The sequence below is a fragment of the Paenarthrobacter sp. MSM-2-10-13 genome, from assembly GCF_011605365.1.
Lineage (GTDB): Bacteria > Actinomycetota > Actinomycetes > Actinomycetales > Micrococcaceae > Arthrobacter.
Window position 1 is genome coordinate 1011523 of sequence record NZ_JAAOXO010000001.1, and the last position, 14885, is coordinate 1026407.

Genomic DNA, 14885 nt, shown 5'->3' on the forward strand with positions numbered 1-14885 from the left:
TTTCAGTTTCAAACTGCTGACCGTGCAGCAGAAGTTTCGTGTCCGGATTAGGACGTGCGGGACGTCAACCAGATGGTGAATGCGATGATGACGCCCAACCCGGCGACCCAGACAAACAGACCTTCGGATACCGGACCGAGTGCGCCAAGATCCGCGCCGCCGGGAGAACCGTTGGATTCAATGGTCTTCAGGAAGGTGATGATGTCGCGCTTGTCTTCAGGCGTGACGTTGGAGTCGCTGAAGACGGGCATGTTCTGCGGACCGGTAACCATGGCCTCATAAATGTGTTCAGCACTCACGCCTGCCAACGCGGGGGCAAACTTGCCCCGGGTCAGGGCACCACCGGCAGCTGCGGCATTGTGGCACATGGCGCAGTTGACGCGGAAGAGTTCGCCACCGTTGGCTGCGTCTCCCTTTCCGTCGAGGAGGTTTGCCTCGGGAATGGCCGGACCTGCGCCGAGGGATGCAACATAAGCAGCAAGTTGCTTGGTCTGCTCCGCGTTGAACTGCGCGGGCTTCTTCTGGGCCTGCGGGCCACTCATCTGCATGGGCATACGGCCGGTGCCAACCTGGAAGTCAACTGCAGCAGCACCCACGCCGACCAGCGAGGGGCCGTCCTGGGTTCCGCTGGCACCCATGCCGTGGCAGGTGGCGCAGTTGGCGGCAAAAAGCTTGCCGCCTTCTTCTACGTCACTCGCGCTGAAGCTTGTGGTGTCGGCCTTGGCCTGGTTGACAGTTGTGGCAACGGCGTACAGCCCACCAGTGAGGAGGAGGCCCATCAGCAACAGCGCAATGGCTGCCAGTGGGTGACGTCGCTTCTGCGATAGTGCCTTCACGTGGTGGTTCCTTTTTTCGATCCTGCGTCGGCTCCGCGAGCCGCTTCTTGAAATTCTGCCTCTTGTAGAAAAAGAGTCAAGGCCGGGCTTACTTGAGTACGTAGATGACCAGGAAGAGGCCGATCCACACAACGTCGACGAAGTGCCAGTAGTACGAGGTGACGATCGCCGATGTTGCTTCAAAGTGGCCGAACTTCTTGGCTGCAAAGGCTCGACCCATGATGAACAGGAACGCGATCAGTCCGCCAATGACGTGCAGGCCGTGGAAGCCGGTAGTCATGTAGAAGGCAGAGCCATAGGCGTTGGACGACAGGGACACGTGCTCTGAGACGAGCATGGCGTATTCCGTGGTCTGGCCGGCCACGAAGAAAGCTCCCATGATGAACGTCAGGGCAAACCATTCGGTCATTCCCCACCGTGTGAACTGCAGGAGCCCGCCGGTACGGCGCGGCTCGAGTCGCTCGGCGGCAAAGACGCCCATCTGGCAAGTAAAGGAACTTGCCACAAGGACGATGGTGTTGACGAGCGCAAACGGGAAGTTGAGCTTGGCCGTCTCCTCGGCCCACATCAATCCGGATGTGGAGCGCAGGGTGAAGTACATGGCAAAGAGGCCGGCGAAGAACATCAACTCACTGGACAGCCAAACAACGGTTCCAACAGAAACCAAGTTGGGGCGGTTCAGCGTCGGGTGCGCCGGGGTACTGGGGGCATGGGTCGCAGATGTCACAAGGACATTATGTCTGTAAAAGTCCAGACTTCCCAATGCAAACCACCGATTCAGGAGACTTTTTCTACAAAGACGCGAATTCGCGCGGAAAAGTTCCCGGTCGCGTTCACATTGGTCATCGGCGTGGCTGGGTCGATAGCATCAGGGAGTGACTTCTCCGGCAACGGCACCTGCAGCCAGCAATACCTGGCCAGGGCTCATCTCAGCACTGATCAACGGCGACAACCTTGCAGTGGGCAACACAGAGTGGGCCATGAACACCATCATGTCCGGAGAGGCGACGCCGGCTCAGATTGCGGGGTTCCTTGTTGCGCTCCGTGCCAAGGGCGAGACGGTCGAAGAGCTGGCCGGTCTTGTTGAGGCCATGGTCCAGCATGCCAACCCCATCAATATTTCCGGTGAGAAGCTGGACATTGTCGGAACCGGTGGAGACCGCCTGAACACGGTAAATATCTCCACCATGGCTGCCCTTGTTGCTGCCGGCGCGGGGGCCAAAGTGGTAAAGCACGGCAACCGGGCTGCATCTTCCACTTCCGGGTCGGCCGACGTTCTAGAGGCGCTGGGCGTTCGTTTGGATCTGTCAATCGAGCAGGTGGCCCGGAACGCAGAGGAGGCGGGAATCACTTTCTGCTTCGCGCAGGTCTTCCACCCCTCATTCCGGCATACCGCTGTTCCGCGCCGTGAACTGGCTGTTCCCACGGCTTTCAATTTCCTTGGGCCGATGACCAATCCCGCGCACGTTCAAGCTTCGGCTGTGGGTGTTGCCAACGCCCGCATGGCGCCGTTGGTGGCAGGAGTCCTGGCCCGCCGCGGCAGCCGGGGGCTGGTATTCCGAGGAGACGACGGCCTCGATGAGTTGACCCCCACAGGGTCATCGACGGTCTGGGAAATCAGGAACGGAACCGTCAGGGAGCAAATCTTCTCGCCTCAGGTCCTCGGTATTCGTCCTTCGACGGTTGCTGACCTTCGCGGAGGGGACGCCGCTGCCAATGCGGCCGTAGTGCGCGATATCCTCGACGGCAAACAGGGGCCTGTACGCGACGCCGTACTACTGAATGCGGCTGCTGGATTGGTGTCAATCGATCTGGACGCCGAAGGGAGCCTTGAGGACCGGATGCGGACCGCTTTTGCCCGGGCGGCGGAATCCGTGGATTCAGGCAAGGCTGCCGGAGTGCTCGCCAAGTGGACTGCTCTTAGCCAAAGCTGAAGACCAGCCGTCCCGCTGCTACTCGAAGCCGAGTGCGAAGGCTGCGTCGAGGTCGTGCTGGGAATAGGCGCGGAAGGCAATGTGTGTGGTGGTGTGGACCACCGAGGCAACCTTTGACAGGCGGTCCGCGATCACATCGGCAAGCTCGTCGTGTTTAGTCACCCTGGCCACCGCAATGAGGTCCCACTCTCCGGTGACGGAGTACACCTCGCTGATGCCCTGAATGGCCGAAATCTGCTCGGCGGTCTCCGGTATGCGTGAGGCATCGGTTTTGATCAGGACGAAAGCGGTGATCACGTGGGGCCTTTCCGAAAATGCATCGTTGCGGACGTTTTCCAGCCTAGTGCATTCCCTTGTACAGGGGGTTGATCAGACCCGGCGTTGCCGTCGGCGCGATACCCTCATGAGCGATGAAGTGATAAGCCGGTATCCGAGCAGGAAAATGCCAAGGGTGACCAAAGCCACCAGGACAAAAGGCAGCACGACGGTTTGGCTTGTAACAGCCCGCAGCAGCATTCCCACAGCGACTGCGCCGAGCCATATGAAAACTCCGGACGGCCATGCAGCCATGGGCGCCCGCCAAGCACGTGCAACCACCCAGGCGATCGCTGCCCCGGCCAAGAACGGCCACGCTGTGGCAAAAGCTCCCGAGATGATGTCACCGCGGGCGTGCGCGTCCCGTCCAACGGCGGCGAAGGCAAGAATCAAGAAAAGATCGGCAAGGGCTGCGGGTATCCACAGTCGTGAGGGTGAAGACATACTCCCGACACTATCCGGGGCATCCCTCCCACGCGAAAGTTACCTCCAGGTGCTGCTGCGGTGATCAGGGGAATTCGCGTCGGCCGTTGTGTGGGCGATACCACGGTATTAGCCTCTGACGGGGGACCAAGGAGTCTCAACAAGAAGGAGAGCCGACCAATGACAACCCGCCTCAATCCGTACATTTCATTCCGGGACAATGCTCGGGACGCCATAACGTTTTACGAGTCCGTCTTTGGCGGTGAACTGAACATCAGCACTTTCGGCGACTACCAAGCCAGTGACGATCCAGCAGAGGCCGGCAAAGTCATGCACGCCATGTTGGAAACTCCCGGCGGATTGACGTTGATGGCTGCCGACACCCCGAATGGCATGGAGTACAACCCCGGCGACAATATCTCCGTCTCCTTGAGCGGAGAGTCGTCGGATGAAGCCGAGCTCCGCGGTTACTGGGACAAACTCGTCGACGGCGGTACGGTCACCGTGCCGCTCGAGATGGCCCCTTGGGGTGACACCTTTGGAATGTGCGTCGACAGATTCGGGATCGGCTGGTTGGTCAACATTGCAGGGGCCCAGGAGTAGTAGCTGGGCGCTGTGATCACCCTAGGTGATGCGCCTTCCGTCAGAGGTGAGCCTGTTGCCCATGTGTTTGGGAGTTCGCAGCACTATGCATCTGTCGAGGATCTCTGCGAACGGAAGCCTCTCGCCCAGCTGCCTCTCCAGGGGTGTCATGTCTTCAACCCGCCGAAGCCATACCAGCATCAGGATTGAGTAGAGCCCGCCGGTGGTGGCGACCAGACGGACCTCGTGCAGGCCGACGAGCTTTTCTGCAACGGATTCCACCATCGTGGCCGGAACGCGCAGGAAGTACCAAACGGCGACTGGCCAGGGGGAGTAGGGTCGCGCCACCTCCAAGCGCAACACCATGCGCTTCTCGGCAAGGATGGTGGACAGCGCGTTTCTTGCCCGCGTGGTGCTGATCCCAAGCGTTTCGGAAATCTCCGCCACGGAGGCTCGGCCGTTGGAACGCAGAATGCCGGCAAGTTGGTCTTCGATCTCTGCGGAGATGCCTCTTGGGGCGGCTGCAGGCTGTGGAATACTCGATTCCAGTTGGCGCGCCTCGTGGTCCTGGAGCGAGCGCAGCCGCCAGAGCTGGGCATCGGCGAGGAGCCGGATACCACGGTGTGTACGGGTGCCGATCACGCCTGTCACGTTTGTAAGCCGGTCCAGCACAAACCCTGCCAAGTCGGCGTCAGTCCGGCACAGTAACGTCACCACCAGATCCCGGCCGCCGATGGTTTGGTCAATGGAAAGTACTTCGTCGTCGCGGGCGAGATCCTCTGTTGCCTCGGCAATGCGTGAAGGTGTACATTCCACCTCAATGATTGCGCCCACATATTTCGCTCCGGGTCCCCGGTAGCTTGCCAACCAGGCCAGCCCCTGATCCTGAAGAGCGCTCCAGCGCCTGGCGAGGGTAACAGCGTCTGCCCCGACGATGGGCGCGAGTGTGGCCCAAGGTGCTCGCGGACGAATCTGCAGGGCATGAAGAAGCCTCAGGTCACGGCTGTCCAAGTCGTAATCCTGCATTGAACACCCACTTCCCCTCAATTCGCTGCGTTTTCCGTGGCGTTTTGATCGTGCTGCCTAGATTCTAGGGTCCGCGAAGAACTCTGACGACCAAGAGGGGCCATGTGCGCTGCGAACCTGATCTACCTGCAGTTAGCCGCGGATCCAAAGCCATGCTCCTGCGGAGGGACATTGTGCGGCCAGCGGCGGGGGAGTGGGGCGACCGTGCCGAACCCCGGCCTGCAGGCGGTCGAGGGTCTGGAGAGGGCCGAGCCGCTTGGGTGGTGTGACGTGTCTTTAGTTTCCGCGGTGCGGGCTGGGCAGTTTTCTGCCTTTGCCGAACTTTTTGGGAGGTACAAAAAACTCGCCGCGTACGTGGCCCGGGTGGAGACCGACAATCTGTCGGACGTGGACGATGTTGTGGGAGAGGCAATTGCGTCTGTGTTTCAGGCTCTGGCTAGTGGCAGGGGACCGGCGGACTCTTTCAGGGCCTATCTGGTGACCACTGTGCGAAGAACGGCACATCGTCGCAACGTACAGGCTAGGCGCGCTGGCTTCTTGAGCGACCTCCTGAATGGGGATGGCGACACCGGATATGAGGATCCCTATCTCCGTTCCTTGGAGACGTCCTCGCTCATTGAAGCATTCCGGTCCCTGCCGATGCGTTGGCAGGCTGTGCTTTGGTACAGCGAGGTGGAAACCATGAAACCGGCAGCGGTGGCGCCGATCATGGGATTGACGCCGAACGGTGTATCGGCGTTGCTCATACGCGCGCGGAAAGGACTTCGGCAGGCATATTTCCAGGATCACGTTCTCGTAAAGGCAACGGACTCTTGTGCTGACGTGTCGCAGCATTTCGGGAAATTCGTCCTCAACGACGGACGAATGCCAGGCAGCGCCAGGATTCGACGGCATGTGGATGAGTGCCCGAAGTGCGAGGCGGCACTAGCTACTCTGCACCAGATGCGCAGCGCAATAAAGGGTTCAGGAAAATCGACGGGGTAGGGTCACTTTCAGACTACTTTACATAATGTAGATTATCGGCGTTCAAAGCGCGGGAGTAGAAGTAGCTGCCGGCCAGCGGGTTCTATGCCAGCCGGCAGCTCGCGGAGGTGTCAGGCGCCTACGTACGCTGCCAGGTGTTTGCCGGTCAGCGTCGATTTCCCGGCCACAAGCTCTGCGGGCGTTCCGGCGAAAACGATCGTGCCGCCGTCGTGACCCGCGCCAGGTCCGAGATCTATGATCCAGTCCGCGTGTGCCATTACAGCTTGGTGGTGTTCGATCACAATCACTGATTTTCCCGACTCCACCAGTCGATCCAGCATGCCCAGCAGGTTCTGGACATCGGCCAGGTGCAAGCCGGTGGTTGGCTCGTCGAGAATGTAAATGTCACCTTTTTCAGACATTTGCGTGGCCAACTTGAGTCGCTGGCGCTCACCGCCGGACAGTGTGGTGAGGGGCTGGCCGAGTGTTAGGTAACCGAGCCCAACGTCGGCAAGGCGATCGAGAATTTTGTGGGCAGCCGGGGTTCGGGCCTCCCCCTCGCTGAAAAAGACTTCCGCCTCATCTACAGACATTGCAAGCACCTCTGCAATATTCCGGCCCCCCAACTGATACTCAAGAACAGCCGCCTGGAAGCGCTTTCCTTCACATTCTTCACAGGGTGATTCAACGGTGGCCATGACGCCGAGATCCGTGTAGATGACACCTGCACCATTGCACGTGGGGCAGGCGCCTTCGGAGTTCGAACTAAAGAGCGCCGGCTTAACGCCATTGGCTTTGGCGAATGCCTTTCGGATAGGTTCCAGCAGTCCGGTATACGTGGCGGGATTACTCCTGCGCGAGCCCCGAATGGCACCCTGATCGATCACGAGGACGCCGTCCCGCTTGGCTACGGAACCATGAATCAGGGAACTCTTGCCGGAGCCGGCCACCCCGGTGAGGACACAAAGAACGCCAAGGGGGATGTCGACGTCGACGTTCTTGAGGTTGTTCGTTGAGGCGTCCCGGATTTCCATGTGGCCCGTAGCGGAACGAAAGCTGTCCTTGATGGCCGCCCGGTCGTCCAGATGGCGTCCCGTGATGGTGTCGCTCCCCCGCAATCCCTCGAGGTCGCCCTCAAAACATACTGTGCCGCCTCCGGTACCGGCACCGGGCCCAAGGTCAACCACGTGGTCGGCAATCGCGATCGTCTCCGGCTTGTGTTCGACCACCAGCACAGTGTTGCCCTTGTCCCGAAGCTGTAGCAGCAGTTGGTTCATGCGCTCGATGTCGTGGGGGTGAAGGCCTATGGTGGGTTCGTCAAAGACGTAAGTGATATCGGTGAGTGATGAACCCAGATGGCGGATCATCTTGGTCCGCTGGGCCTCTCCCCCGGACAACGTGCCGGCCGGCCGGTCAAGGGACAGATAACCCAAACCAATTCCGGTGAAGGAATCCAGAAGGTGCTGGAGGCCCTTCAGTAATGGAGCAACGGAGGGTTCATCCAGCGAGCGGACCCAGCCTGCGAGGTCGCTGATCTGCATAGTGCAGACGTCGGCGATGCTCTTGCCGTTGATCTTGGAGGACCGGGCTTCGGGGCTAAGGCGTGTACCTTCGCATTCCGGGCACGTGGTGAAGGTGATGGCACGCTCCACAAACGCGCGGATGTGGGGCTGCAGGGCGTCTACGTCCTTGCTGAGCATCGACTTCTGGATCTTGGGGATGACGCCTTCGTAGGTGAGGTTGATGCCCTCCACTTTGATCTTGGTGGGCTCCCGGTACAGGAGATCGTGGAGTTCCTTCTTGGTGAATTTGGCAATGGGTTTGTCCATGTTGAAGAACCCTGAGCCGCTGAAGATTCGCCCGTACCAGCCATCCATGGTGTATCCGGGAATGGTGAGCGCGCCTTCGCTCAAGGACTTGGAGTCGTCATAGAGGGCCGTGAGATCAAAGTCATTGACCGCCCCCATGCCCTCACATCGGGAACACATTCCGCCCAGGCGATTGAACGAGGCCTTCTCGGTCTTCGTTTTGCCTTCGCCGCGTTCGACGGTGATGGCGCCACTGGCCTTCACCGTGGGAACATTGAAAGAGTAGGCGTTGGGTGAGCCGACGTGGGGTTGGCCGAGGCGGCTGAACAGGATCCGCAGCATGGCATTGGCGTCTGTTGCGGTACCCACTGTGGAGCGCGGGTTGGAGCCCATCCGTTCCTGGTCCACAATGATCGCGGTGGTCAAACCTTCAAGGACATCGACGTCGGGGCGGGCCAGGGAGGGCATGAAACCCTGCACAAAGGCACTATAGGTTTCGTTTATCATGCGTTGTGACTCTGCCGCGATAGTGGCAAAAACCAGTGAACTCTTCCCGGAGCCGGAGACGCCTGTGAAGACAGTGAGCCGGCGCTTCGGGATTTCGATGCTGATGTCTTTGAGGTTGTTTTCACGTGCACCTTGGACCCGGATCAGATCGTGGGTATCCGCAACGTGGGACCCCGGAGATTGTGTGTCCGTGCTCGCGGCAATAGTCATGATTTCTCCATCTGTTAGGCGGCGCTGCAAAACAGTCCCTCGTCGGCGTCGCCTGGCTTACACTGACCAGCCTCGGCCAGTAGCTTCGATTCTGCCATTGTCTTCCAAGGTTTACTCGCTAAGAATGAAGCATGCCGGTATACATGAGGTCCCTTGAAACCGCAGTTCCGCAAACCATCCTTGTCCAGCAGCAAGCCCGAGACGTCTTCGCATCACAGCCCGGACTGACACGGCTGGGAACCCGACTAGTCAGCACATGCTTCGACTCAGCAGCCATAGACACCCGATACACCGCCGTAGCCGAACTCAGCCTAGATGCGCACCCCGAAAATCCGCAGTTTTTTGACCCCGAAACCAACCAGGTCCTCAGCCCCAGCACCAAGGTCCGGAATGAGATCTTCGCAACCGAAGCCACCAAGTTGTTCGTCGAGGCCGGCAAAGCTGCAGTGGCCCAGGCGCCGGGTATAGATCTTGATGACATCACCCACGTGATCACGGTGTCCTGCACCGGTTTCTTCAACCCCGGTCCTGACTACAAGGTGGTCCGCGCTTTAGGCCTCAATCCTGCCGTGCAGCGGTACCACCTGGGATTCATGGGCTGCTACGCGGCCTTCCCTGCCCTCAAAGCAGCCAAGCAGTTCTGCGTTGCAGACCCCACAGCGGTTGTCCTGGTGATCTGCGTAGAACTCTGTTCCCTGCATGTGAGGACGTCGAACGATCCCGACACCATCATGGGATCGGCGATTTTCGGTGATGGCGCGGCGGCCGCGGTCGTAAGTGCCCGGGAGCTGCAAGGGCCGGAACCGGCCATCCGGCTCGATCACTTCGAAACGGTCCTGACGCCGGTGGGCGAGGAAGCCATGGCCTGGAACATTGGGGACGAAGGATTCGAAATGGTCTTGGGATCGTACGTTCCGCACATCATTGAAGAACACATCACCGGTGCCTTGGCGCCACTGCTCGCCAAAGAGCCATCGTTGGATGGCTTGCCCTACCGAGATATTACCCACTGGGCCATACACCCTGGCGGCCGAAGCATCCTGGACAAAGTCGAGTCCAAACTGGAACTGACGCAGGAGCAGCTGGTCCCGGCCCGGGAGACTTTACGGGAATACGGCAACATGAGCAGCGCCACGGTGTTGTTCGTCCTCAAGTACATGTTGGAGAGGGCAGCAGCCGAACATGAGGAACGGATCTGCTCCATGGCATTCGGCCCGGGTCTGACGGTGGAAACGGGACTCTTCACGCTGGTCTCCCCTGCTCTGTGAGTCCATTTGGGTCCCTGCGGGTCAGGGATGTGAAAGCCGTCGAGGAGATGGACAGGGCCGATTGCGACCCCACACGCCTCTACAGGACTTATGCGCGCTTCCCGGTGGTGAACGCCTTGCTGTCGGGATGGCACGGGACGTATCGTCAACGTCTCCTTCCGTTGCTGGCCGAGCACAGTGCGGTTTCGGTGCTGGACATCGGGTGTGGCAGCGGCGACGTAGCCCGGAGCCTGGTTCGGTGGGCCCGGCGGGACGGATTCCGGCTTACGGTGACGGCAATCGATCCGGACGAGAGGGCCTTCACCTTTGCGTCCCGCAAGCCTCCAGTGGAGGGGGTCGTGTACCTCAATGCCCACAGTTCCGAGCTCGTCGCTGACGGCCGGAAGTTCGACGTCGTCATCTCCAACCACATCCTTCATCACCTCGACCCAGGGCAGCTTGCGGAGGTCCTTCACGATTCCGAGTCGCTGAGCCGGGGGCTGTGCCTGCATAACGATCTCAACCGAAGCAACATCGCATACATGCTGTTCATGGCAGGCTTCTGGCCTTTGGGTGTGGGCTCATACATCTGTGGTGATGGCTTGACGTCCATCAGGCGCAGTTACACCGCGGAGGAACTAAGAGCTGCCGTTCCGGCCTCGTGGTCGGTTGAGAGAAACGGCCCGTGGCACCACTTGCTCGTCCGTGCGCTCGAGGATGATCGTGACTGACGTCGTGATCGTTGGTGCCGGGCCGGTAGGGCTGTTCATGGGCGTGCTGTTGCTTCAGCAGGGGCATCAGGTCCGGATCCTTGAGCGCCGGAGCAGCAGGAGCAACCGTTCGCGGGCTATCGGAATTCACCCGCCGGCACTGGCGGAGCTGGCGCGCGCAGGTGTTGCGGACCATCTGATAGCAGCCGGTGTCCGCATCAATCGGGGTGTCGCTTACAGTCAGAGGCGCAGGGTGGCCGAACTCGGGTTCGACGGAGATGCCCGCTATCCCTACATTCTGGCTGTGCCGCAGACGGTCACTGAGAAGACGTTGGAGCTGGCGGTGCATGATCTGGACGTCGGAGCCATTGTCCGGGGTGCCCATGTTCGGGAGGTTGCGGAAGAACGCGGCTCCGTGCGTACCGTTGCGAATTGTCCTGGCGGCGTTCAGGAGTTCAGAAGCCAGCTGGTGGTGGCTGCCGACGGCGCGCACTCAGCCATTCGCCGCCATTACCTGCCGGGTTTGCAGGCACGGGGCTATCCGGACTGCTACATTATGGGCGATTTCCCGGATGCCACCGGCCATGGCTCCGATGCGGTGCTGTACTTGGAGCCTGCCGGAATCGTGGAGTCCTTCCCCCTGCCACAAGGTCTCCGCAGATGGGTGGTGAGGCTGGGCTCGCCGGAAAAGAACCCGACGGCGGATAAGCTGGCCGACTTGGTCCTGGCCAGGACCGGTGAGGTGCTCCATGTTCCCGGCAACTCGATGCTCAGCGCCTTCGAAGTACGGTCGCGCCTGGCTCAACTCATGGTTCACGGCAGAGTGGTGCTGTTGGGGGACGCAGCCCACGAAATCAGCCCCATCGGAGGGCAGGGCATGAACCTTGGCTGGTTGGATGCTGCGGCGCTGGCCCCGATCATCGATGCTTCTTTCCGCGGTGCCGACGTCGGGCCCGACCTAGCGGACTTTGAGAAGTCCCGCAGAAAGGCGGCGCGCCGCGCATCGCGCCAGGCTGGACTCAACATGGCTCTGGGAAGACCTCTCCCGCCTTACGTGATGTCAGTCAGGAATGCAGCTTTCGCAATGGCCTTGGACATGCCGGCAATTTCAGGGCTGGTGGAGCGACGCTTCACCATGCGTTAGGTGCTCCGGGGCTGGGCTATTCGGGGGTTGTGTAATAGCAGTCGTACGTATCCTGGCTGGTGATCAACCCGTCCCGAAGCTCAAAGACAGCAGTGCTCCTGGCTCGGATGGTATCGCCACGGTCCCAGTGTGGAAGGTCAAGCAGCAAGGTGGCAGACCAGTTCATTTCCAGCACCACACGGTTGTCCTGGCTCGTTGTCCGGACCACCTCAAACTTCTGATCGGAAACGATGTCCTTGCTGTGGTCGGCGCCGGCCAGGGTCTCGGCAAGGTTCCGCGTTGAGCCGGTTTTGGACAGAGCATGCGGCCACTCGGTGAGCTTGAAATCGTCCGCCAGGAAGGGTCGGATTTCAGCGGCCCCGCCGCCGGCTTCCACCGTTCGAACGAACCCGAGTACACAATCCAAAGGGGTGGAATCGATCATCCATTGAGCCTAGCCCAACTCGGGAACGCCTTGTGGAGCGTTAGGCTCACTGTATGACGCACCAACCTCATCCGGGGGCCACGAGCCCTGCCACGGACTACAACCCGATCCGCATTCGTGACGCTGTTCGCCGGTTGCTGGATACGGAGGGGCTTCCGCCCATTGTTCAGGCCGGACACCCCGTATTGCGTCAGCTGGCAGCGCCATACGAAGGCCAGCTCGACGATGCGGAGTTGGCGGCTTTCATTGAGCAGATGAGGGCTGTCATGCATGCCGCACCGGGAGTCGGTTTGGCAGCTCCCCAACTGGGCATCCCATTGCAAGTGGCCGTACTGGAGGACAAATACCCGGTGGAACCGGAGTCAGCTGCCGTGCGTCACCGGGAGCAGCTGGAATTCCTGGCCATCGTCAACCCGCAGTACCGCCCGCTCGGAACCGAGACCGCCTCGTTCTATGAGGGGTGCCTCTCGGTCAGCGGGTATCAGGCGGTAGTGACCCGTCACCGGAACGTGGAATTGCGCTACACCAGTCCAACGGGCGAGTCCACGGAAGCCTGGTATTCAGGGTGGCAGGCTCGCATTGTGCAGCACGAAACGGATCACCTTCACGGCATCCTTTACCTGGACCGGGCCGAACTGCGATCGTTATCCAGCAATGCCGAGCACTCGGCGCGCTGGTCTGCTCCGGAGATTGACGAGGCTCGCCGGGCGCTTGGATTCTTTCGCTGACTCCGGCTAGTCATCCAGGTTATTGACCTCGGTGGGGAGGTACCGTGCCCACCAGCGGAGGATGTGCTCGAAGCGTTGCCTTCGGTGATGGGGGGTGCCGGACCGTGACAACTCGTGATCCTCGCCGGGGAAGATCAGCAAGGAGGCGTCCACTCCCTTCGCCTTCAGATGCGAGTAGTACCGCTGGCCCTGTTCGATGGGGCACCGAAGATCGTTCTCGCTGTGAATGACCAGGGTGGGTGTATCGACACTTGAGACTACGGCCATGGGACTTTGAGCCTCCATTTGTTCCGCTGTTCCTCCGGTGTATTCGGTCCCGAAGAACCAGCCGATGTCAGCTGAACCTGCAAAGCTGACGGGGTCCAGGAAACCGCGCTCCACGATCGCGCCTTTGAACCGGTGGTCGTGCGCGATGGTCCAGGCGGTGAGATAGCCGCCGTAGGAGCCCCCCATGATTCCCACGCGTTCCTTATCCAAGGAGTCAAACGAGGCCAACGCTGAGTCCAGGAATGCCAGCACGTCCTGCATGTCCACAGTCCCCATGCGCTCCTTGACGGCGCGGCCGTGGGCTTGTCCGTAGCCGGATGAACCACGTGGATTGCACATCACAACGGCGTAACCGGCAGCAGCATAGACCTGGGCTTCGTCAAAGAAAGCACCGGTGTATTGGGCGAAAGGGCCGCCGTGGATGGAGAGGAGGACGGGGTGGGGACCAGGTCCGTCAGGGAACACCACCCAACCGTGCACAGGGTGCCCATCGGCGGATTCGGCATCGAAATCCAAGGGCTCCACCACCCGGGAGTTGTTGCGCATGGGGGCGGAGAAGTCCGTGAGGAGGCGGATCTCGCCGCGTTCCAGGGAGGCGACGTCCCCCACCGTGGAAGCGTCCGAGAAACTCACGGCCATTTCGCCGTTTGCAGCCACTGTGGCCCCGGTAACCACCTTGGCGCCATGAACCAGGGGTGTGATCCCGCCGATTGCGGTGACATCGAGCAGCTCGACGCTTCCCAGCGCTGTATTCAGAACCAGAACGCTGTCGGGACCGCTGGGCTCCAGCGGTCCCGACACATCCAAATGCTCGACGTCGGTCAGCGCCACCGCTTCTCCCCCAGCAATGGGCATGGCATACAGAACCGCGTTCCGGGCCACGAAGTCCTTGCCGGTGTCACCCAGGTCCTGCGCGGTGTAAAAGAGCCACTGGCCATCCGTGGAGGGGCGCACAGCCGTGACGGTCTGCAGGCTCTTGTTGGAAGGTTCGACGGCGGTTGGCTGGCCGCCGTCGGCGTCCACCCGATAGACGGAGGTGACAAGATCGTCGTCGTGTCCTTCATGGAGGGCGGCGACGAAGTAAAGGCGGGTGCCGTCGGCTGAAAAGCATGGTGACTCATGGTCTGAGTCACCAAAAGTGACCTGCCGTGCAGAGGGAAGTCCTGTCATCCCATGTGCGGGCTGTTCGTGCGCAGCCCTACCCCTCGCAGCGACTGCCGGCTCGCCGCCCAGTTCCGGCACTTCGACCACAAACAACTGCTGGCGCTGGTCAGCGGTGTAGCCGATGCCGTTCATCCGGTACTGGTTGGCGGTGATCAATCGGGCGTCTTCTCCGCCGGAGGTGACCCCATCCATAGTTCCGTAGCGTCCTTGTTCCGGCACCCGGGATTGGAACACAATGCGGTGGGAATCAGGTGCCCACACGAACCCACCTACGCCCGCGTGCTGCTCGGTGATCTGCTGCGGCTCGCCACCTGCGGCTTCCACGACAAAGAGTTGCGGCTTACCGTCCGGATCGCACCTCAGGAAGGCAAGAACAAGGCCGTCCGGGGAGAACGCCGGGGAACTGTCCCTGAATCCTCGTGTGATGCGTCGCGAATACTTGGTGGTGTCCAAGGGAATGCTCCACAACTGACCCACATAACTGTCAGCATCAAAATCCGGCCGCGTGACGGAAACCACCGCCTTGGTGCCATCGGGGTGGATTGCCGGGGCGGATACGGAGTTCAGCAGATGCAGTTGCTCGGGTTTCACGATGGT

Annotated in this window: 15 protein-coding genes; 6 read left to right on the forward strand and 9 right to left on the reverse strand. The window is 60.6% G+C overall.

Features of this window, described 5'->3' with window-relative positions; genetic code table 11:
* Nucleotides 1-47: 47 nt before the first annotated feature.
* Both HAV21_RS04815 and HAV21_RS04820 read right to left on the reverse strand, forming a co-directional pair.
* Nucleotides 48-836 carry a c-type cytochrome gene (locus HAV21_RS04815; protein ID WP_142939127.1) on the reverse strand — a complete coding sequence of 263 codons (789 nt, stop codon included), beginning with the start codon at nucleotides 834-836 and terminating at the stop codon, nucleotides 48-50.
* An 88-nt stretch (nucleotides 837-924) separates the two neighbouring features.
* On the reverse strand, nucleotides 925-1563 hold the full coding sequence (locus HAV21_RS04820; protein ID WP_142939128.1) for a heme-copper oxidase subunit III: 639 nt from the start codon (nucleotides 1561-1563) through the stop codon (nucleotides 925-927).
* A 148-nt stretch (nucleotides 1564-1711) separates the two neighbouring features.
* On the opposite strand from HAV21_RS04820, the gene trpD reads away from it, so the two are divergent.
* The gene (gene trpD, locus HAV21_RS04825; protein WP_142939129.1) at nucleotides 1712-2770 is read left to right on the forward strand and encodes an anthranilate phosphoribosyltransferase; all 1059 of its coding nucleotides are present in this window, start codon (nucleotides 1712-1714) and stop codon (nucleotides 2768-2770) included.
* A gap of 18 nt (nucleotides 2771-2788) precedes the next feature.
* Here trpD and HAV21_RS04830 read toward each other — a convergent pair whose 3' ends face one another.
* Together HAV21_RS04830 and HAV21_RS04835 are read right to left on the reverse strand one after the other, a co-directional pair.
* The gene (locus HAV21_RS04830) at nucleotides 2789-3067 is read right to left on the reverse strand and encodes an Lrp/AsnC ligand binding domain-containing protein (RefSeq protein WP_017197606.1); all 279 of its coding nucleotides are present in this window, start codon (nucleotides 3065-3067) and stop codon (nucleotides 2789-2791) included.
* A 72-nt stretch (nucleotides 3068-3139) separates the two neighbouring features.
* On the reverse strand, nucleotides 3140-3529 hold the full coding sequence (locus tag HAV21_RS04835) for a DUF3054 domain-containing protein (protein ID WP_142939130.1): 390 nt from the start codon (nucleotides 3527-3529) through the stop codon (nucleotides 3140-3142).
* Between the two features lie 159 nt (nucleotides 3530-3688).
* Here HAV21_RS04835 and HAV21_RS04840 point away from each other — a divergent pair, with 159 nt between their 5' ends.
* A complete protein-coding gene (locus tag HAV21_RS04840) occupies nucleotides 3689-4111 on the forward strand; it encodes a VOC family protein (RefSeq protein WP_142939131.1) in 423 nt (140 codons plus the stop codon).
* 21 nt (nucleotides 4112-4132) lie between these two features.
* Here HAV21_RS04840 and HAV21_RS04845 read toward each other — a convergent pair whose 3' ends face one another.
* From HAV21_RS04845 to HAV21_RS04855, 3 genes are all read right to left on the reverse strand, one after another.
* On the reverse strand, nucleotides 4133-5101 hold the full coding sequence (locus HAV21_RS04845; protein ID WP_208095860.1) for an Lrp/AsnC family transcriptional regulator: 969 nt from the start codon (nucleotides 5099-5101) through the stop codon (nucleotides 4133-4135).
* 599 nt (nucleotides 5102-5700) lie between these two features.
* A complete protein-coding gene (locus HAV21_RS22165; protein WP_238703413.1) occupies nucleotides 5701-5862 on the reverse strand; it encodes a hypothetical protein in 162 nt (53 codons plus the stop codon).
* A gap of 348 nt (nucleotides 5863-6210) precedes the next feature.
* A complete protein-coding gene (locus HAV21_RS04855; RefSeq protein ID WP_208095862.1) occupies nucleotides 6211-8604 on the reverse strand; it encodes an excinuclease ABC subunit UvrA in 2394 nt (797 codons plus the stop codon).
* Between the two features lie 131 nt (nucleotides 8605-8735).
* Here HAV21_RS04855 and HAV21_RS04860 point away from each other — a divergent pair, with 131 nt between their 5' ends.
* From HAV21_RS04860 to HAV21_RS04870, 3 genes are read left to right on the forward strand one after another with little or no spacing between them, the layout of a single operon-like run.
* The gene (locus HAV21_RS04860) at nucleotides 8736-9872 is read left to right on the forward strand and encodes a type III polyketide synthase (RefSeq protein WP_142939144.1); all 1137 of its coding nucleotides are present in this window, start codon (nucleotides 8736-8738) and stop codon (nucleotides 9870-9872) included.
* On the forward strand, nucleotides 9869-10582 hold the full coding sequence (locus HAV21_RS04865; RefSeq protein ID WP_142939145.1) for a class I SAM-dependent methyltransferase: 714 nt from the start codon (nucleotides 9869-9871) through the stop codon (nucleotides 10580-10582). Before HAV21_RS04860 ends, HAV21_RS04865 begins: the two co-directional genes overlap by 4 nt.
* On the forward strand, nucleotides 10575-11705 hold the full coding sequence (locus HAV21_RS04870; RefSeq protein ID WP_166840681.1) for an NAD(P)/FAD-dependent oxidoreductase: 1131 nt from the start codon (nucleotides 10575-10577) through the stop codon (nucleotides 11703-11705). Before HAV21_RS04865 ends, HAV21_RS04870 begins: the two co-directional genes overlap by 8 nt.
* 16 nt (nucleotides 11706-11721) lie before the next feature.
* On the opposite strand, the gene HAV21_RS04875 is transcribed toward HAV21_RS04870, so the two are convergent.
* Nucleotides 11722-12129 carry a nuclear transport factor 2 family protein gene (locus HAV21_RS04875; RefSeq protein WP_142939147.1) on the reverse strand — a complete coding sequence of 136 codons (408 nt, stop codon included), beginning with the start codon at nucleotides 12127-12129 and terminating at the stop codon, nucleotides 11722-11724.
* A gap of 53 nt (nucleotides 12130-12182) precedes the next feature.
* On the opposite strand from HAV21_RS04875, the gene HAV21_RS04880 reads away from it, so the two are divergent.
* Entirely contained in the window at nucleotides 12183-12857 is a 675-nt protein-coding gene (locus HAV21_RS04880) for a peptide deformylase (protein ID WP_142939148.1), read from the forward strand.
* Nucleotides 12858-12863: 6 nt separating this feature from the next.
* Here HAV21_RS04880 and HAV21_RS04885 read toward each other — a convergent pair whose 3' ends face one another.
* Nucleotides 12864-14879 (reverse strand): S9 family peptidase, encoded by a 2016-nt coding sequence (locus HAV21_RS04885; RefSeq protein ID WP_166840683.1) that lies wholly within the window; start codon nucleotides 14877-14879, stop codon nucleotides 12864-12866.
* Nucleotides 14880-14885: the final 6 nt, after the last annotated feature.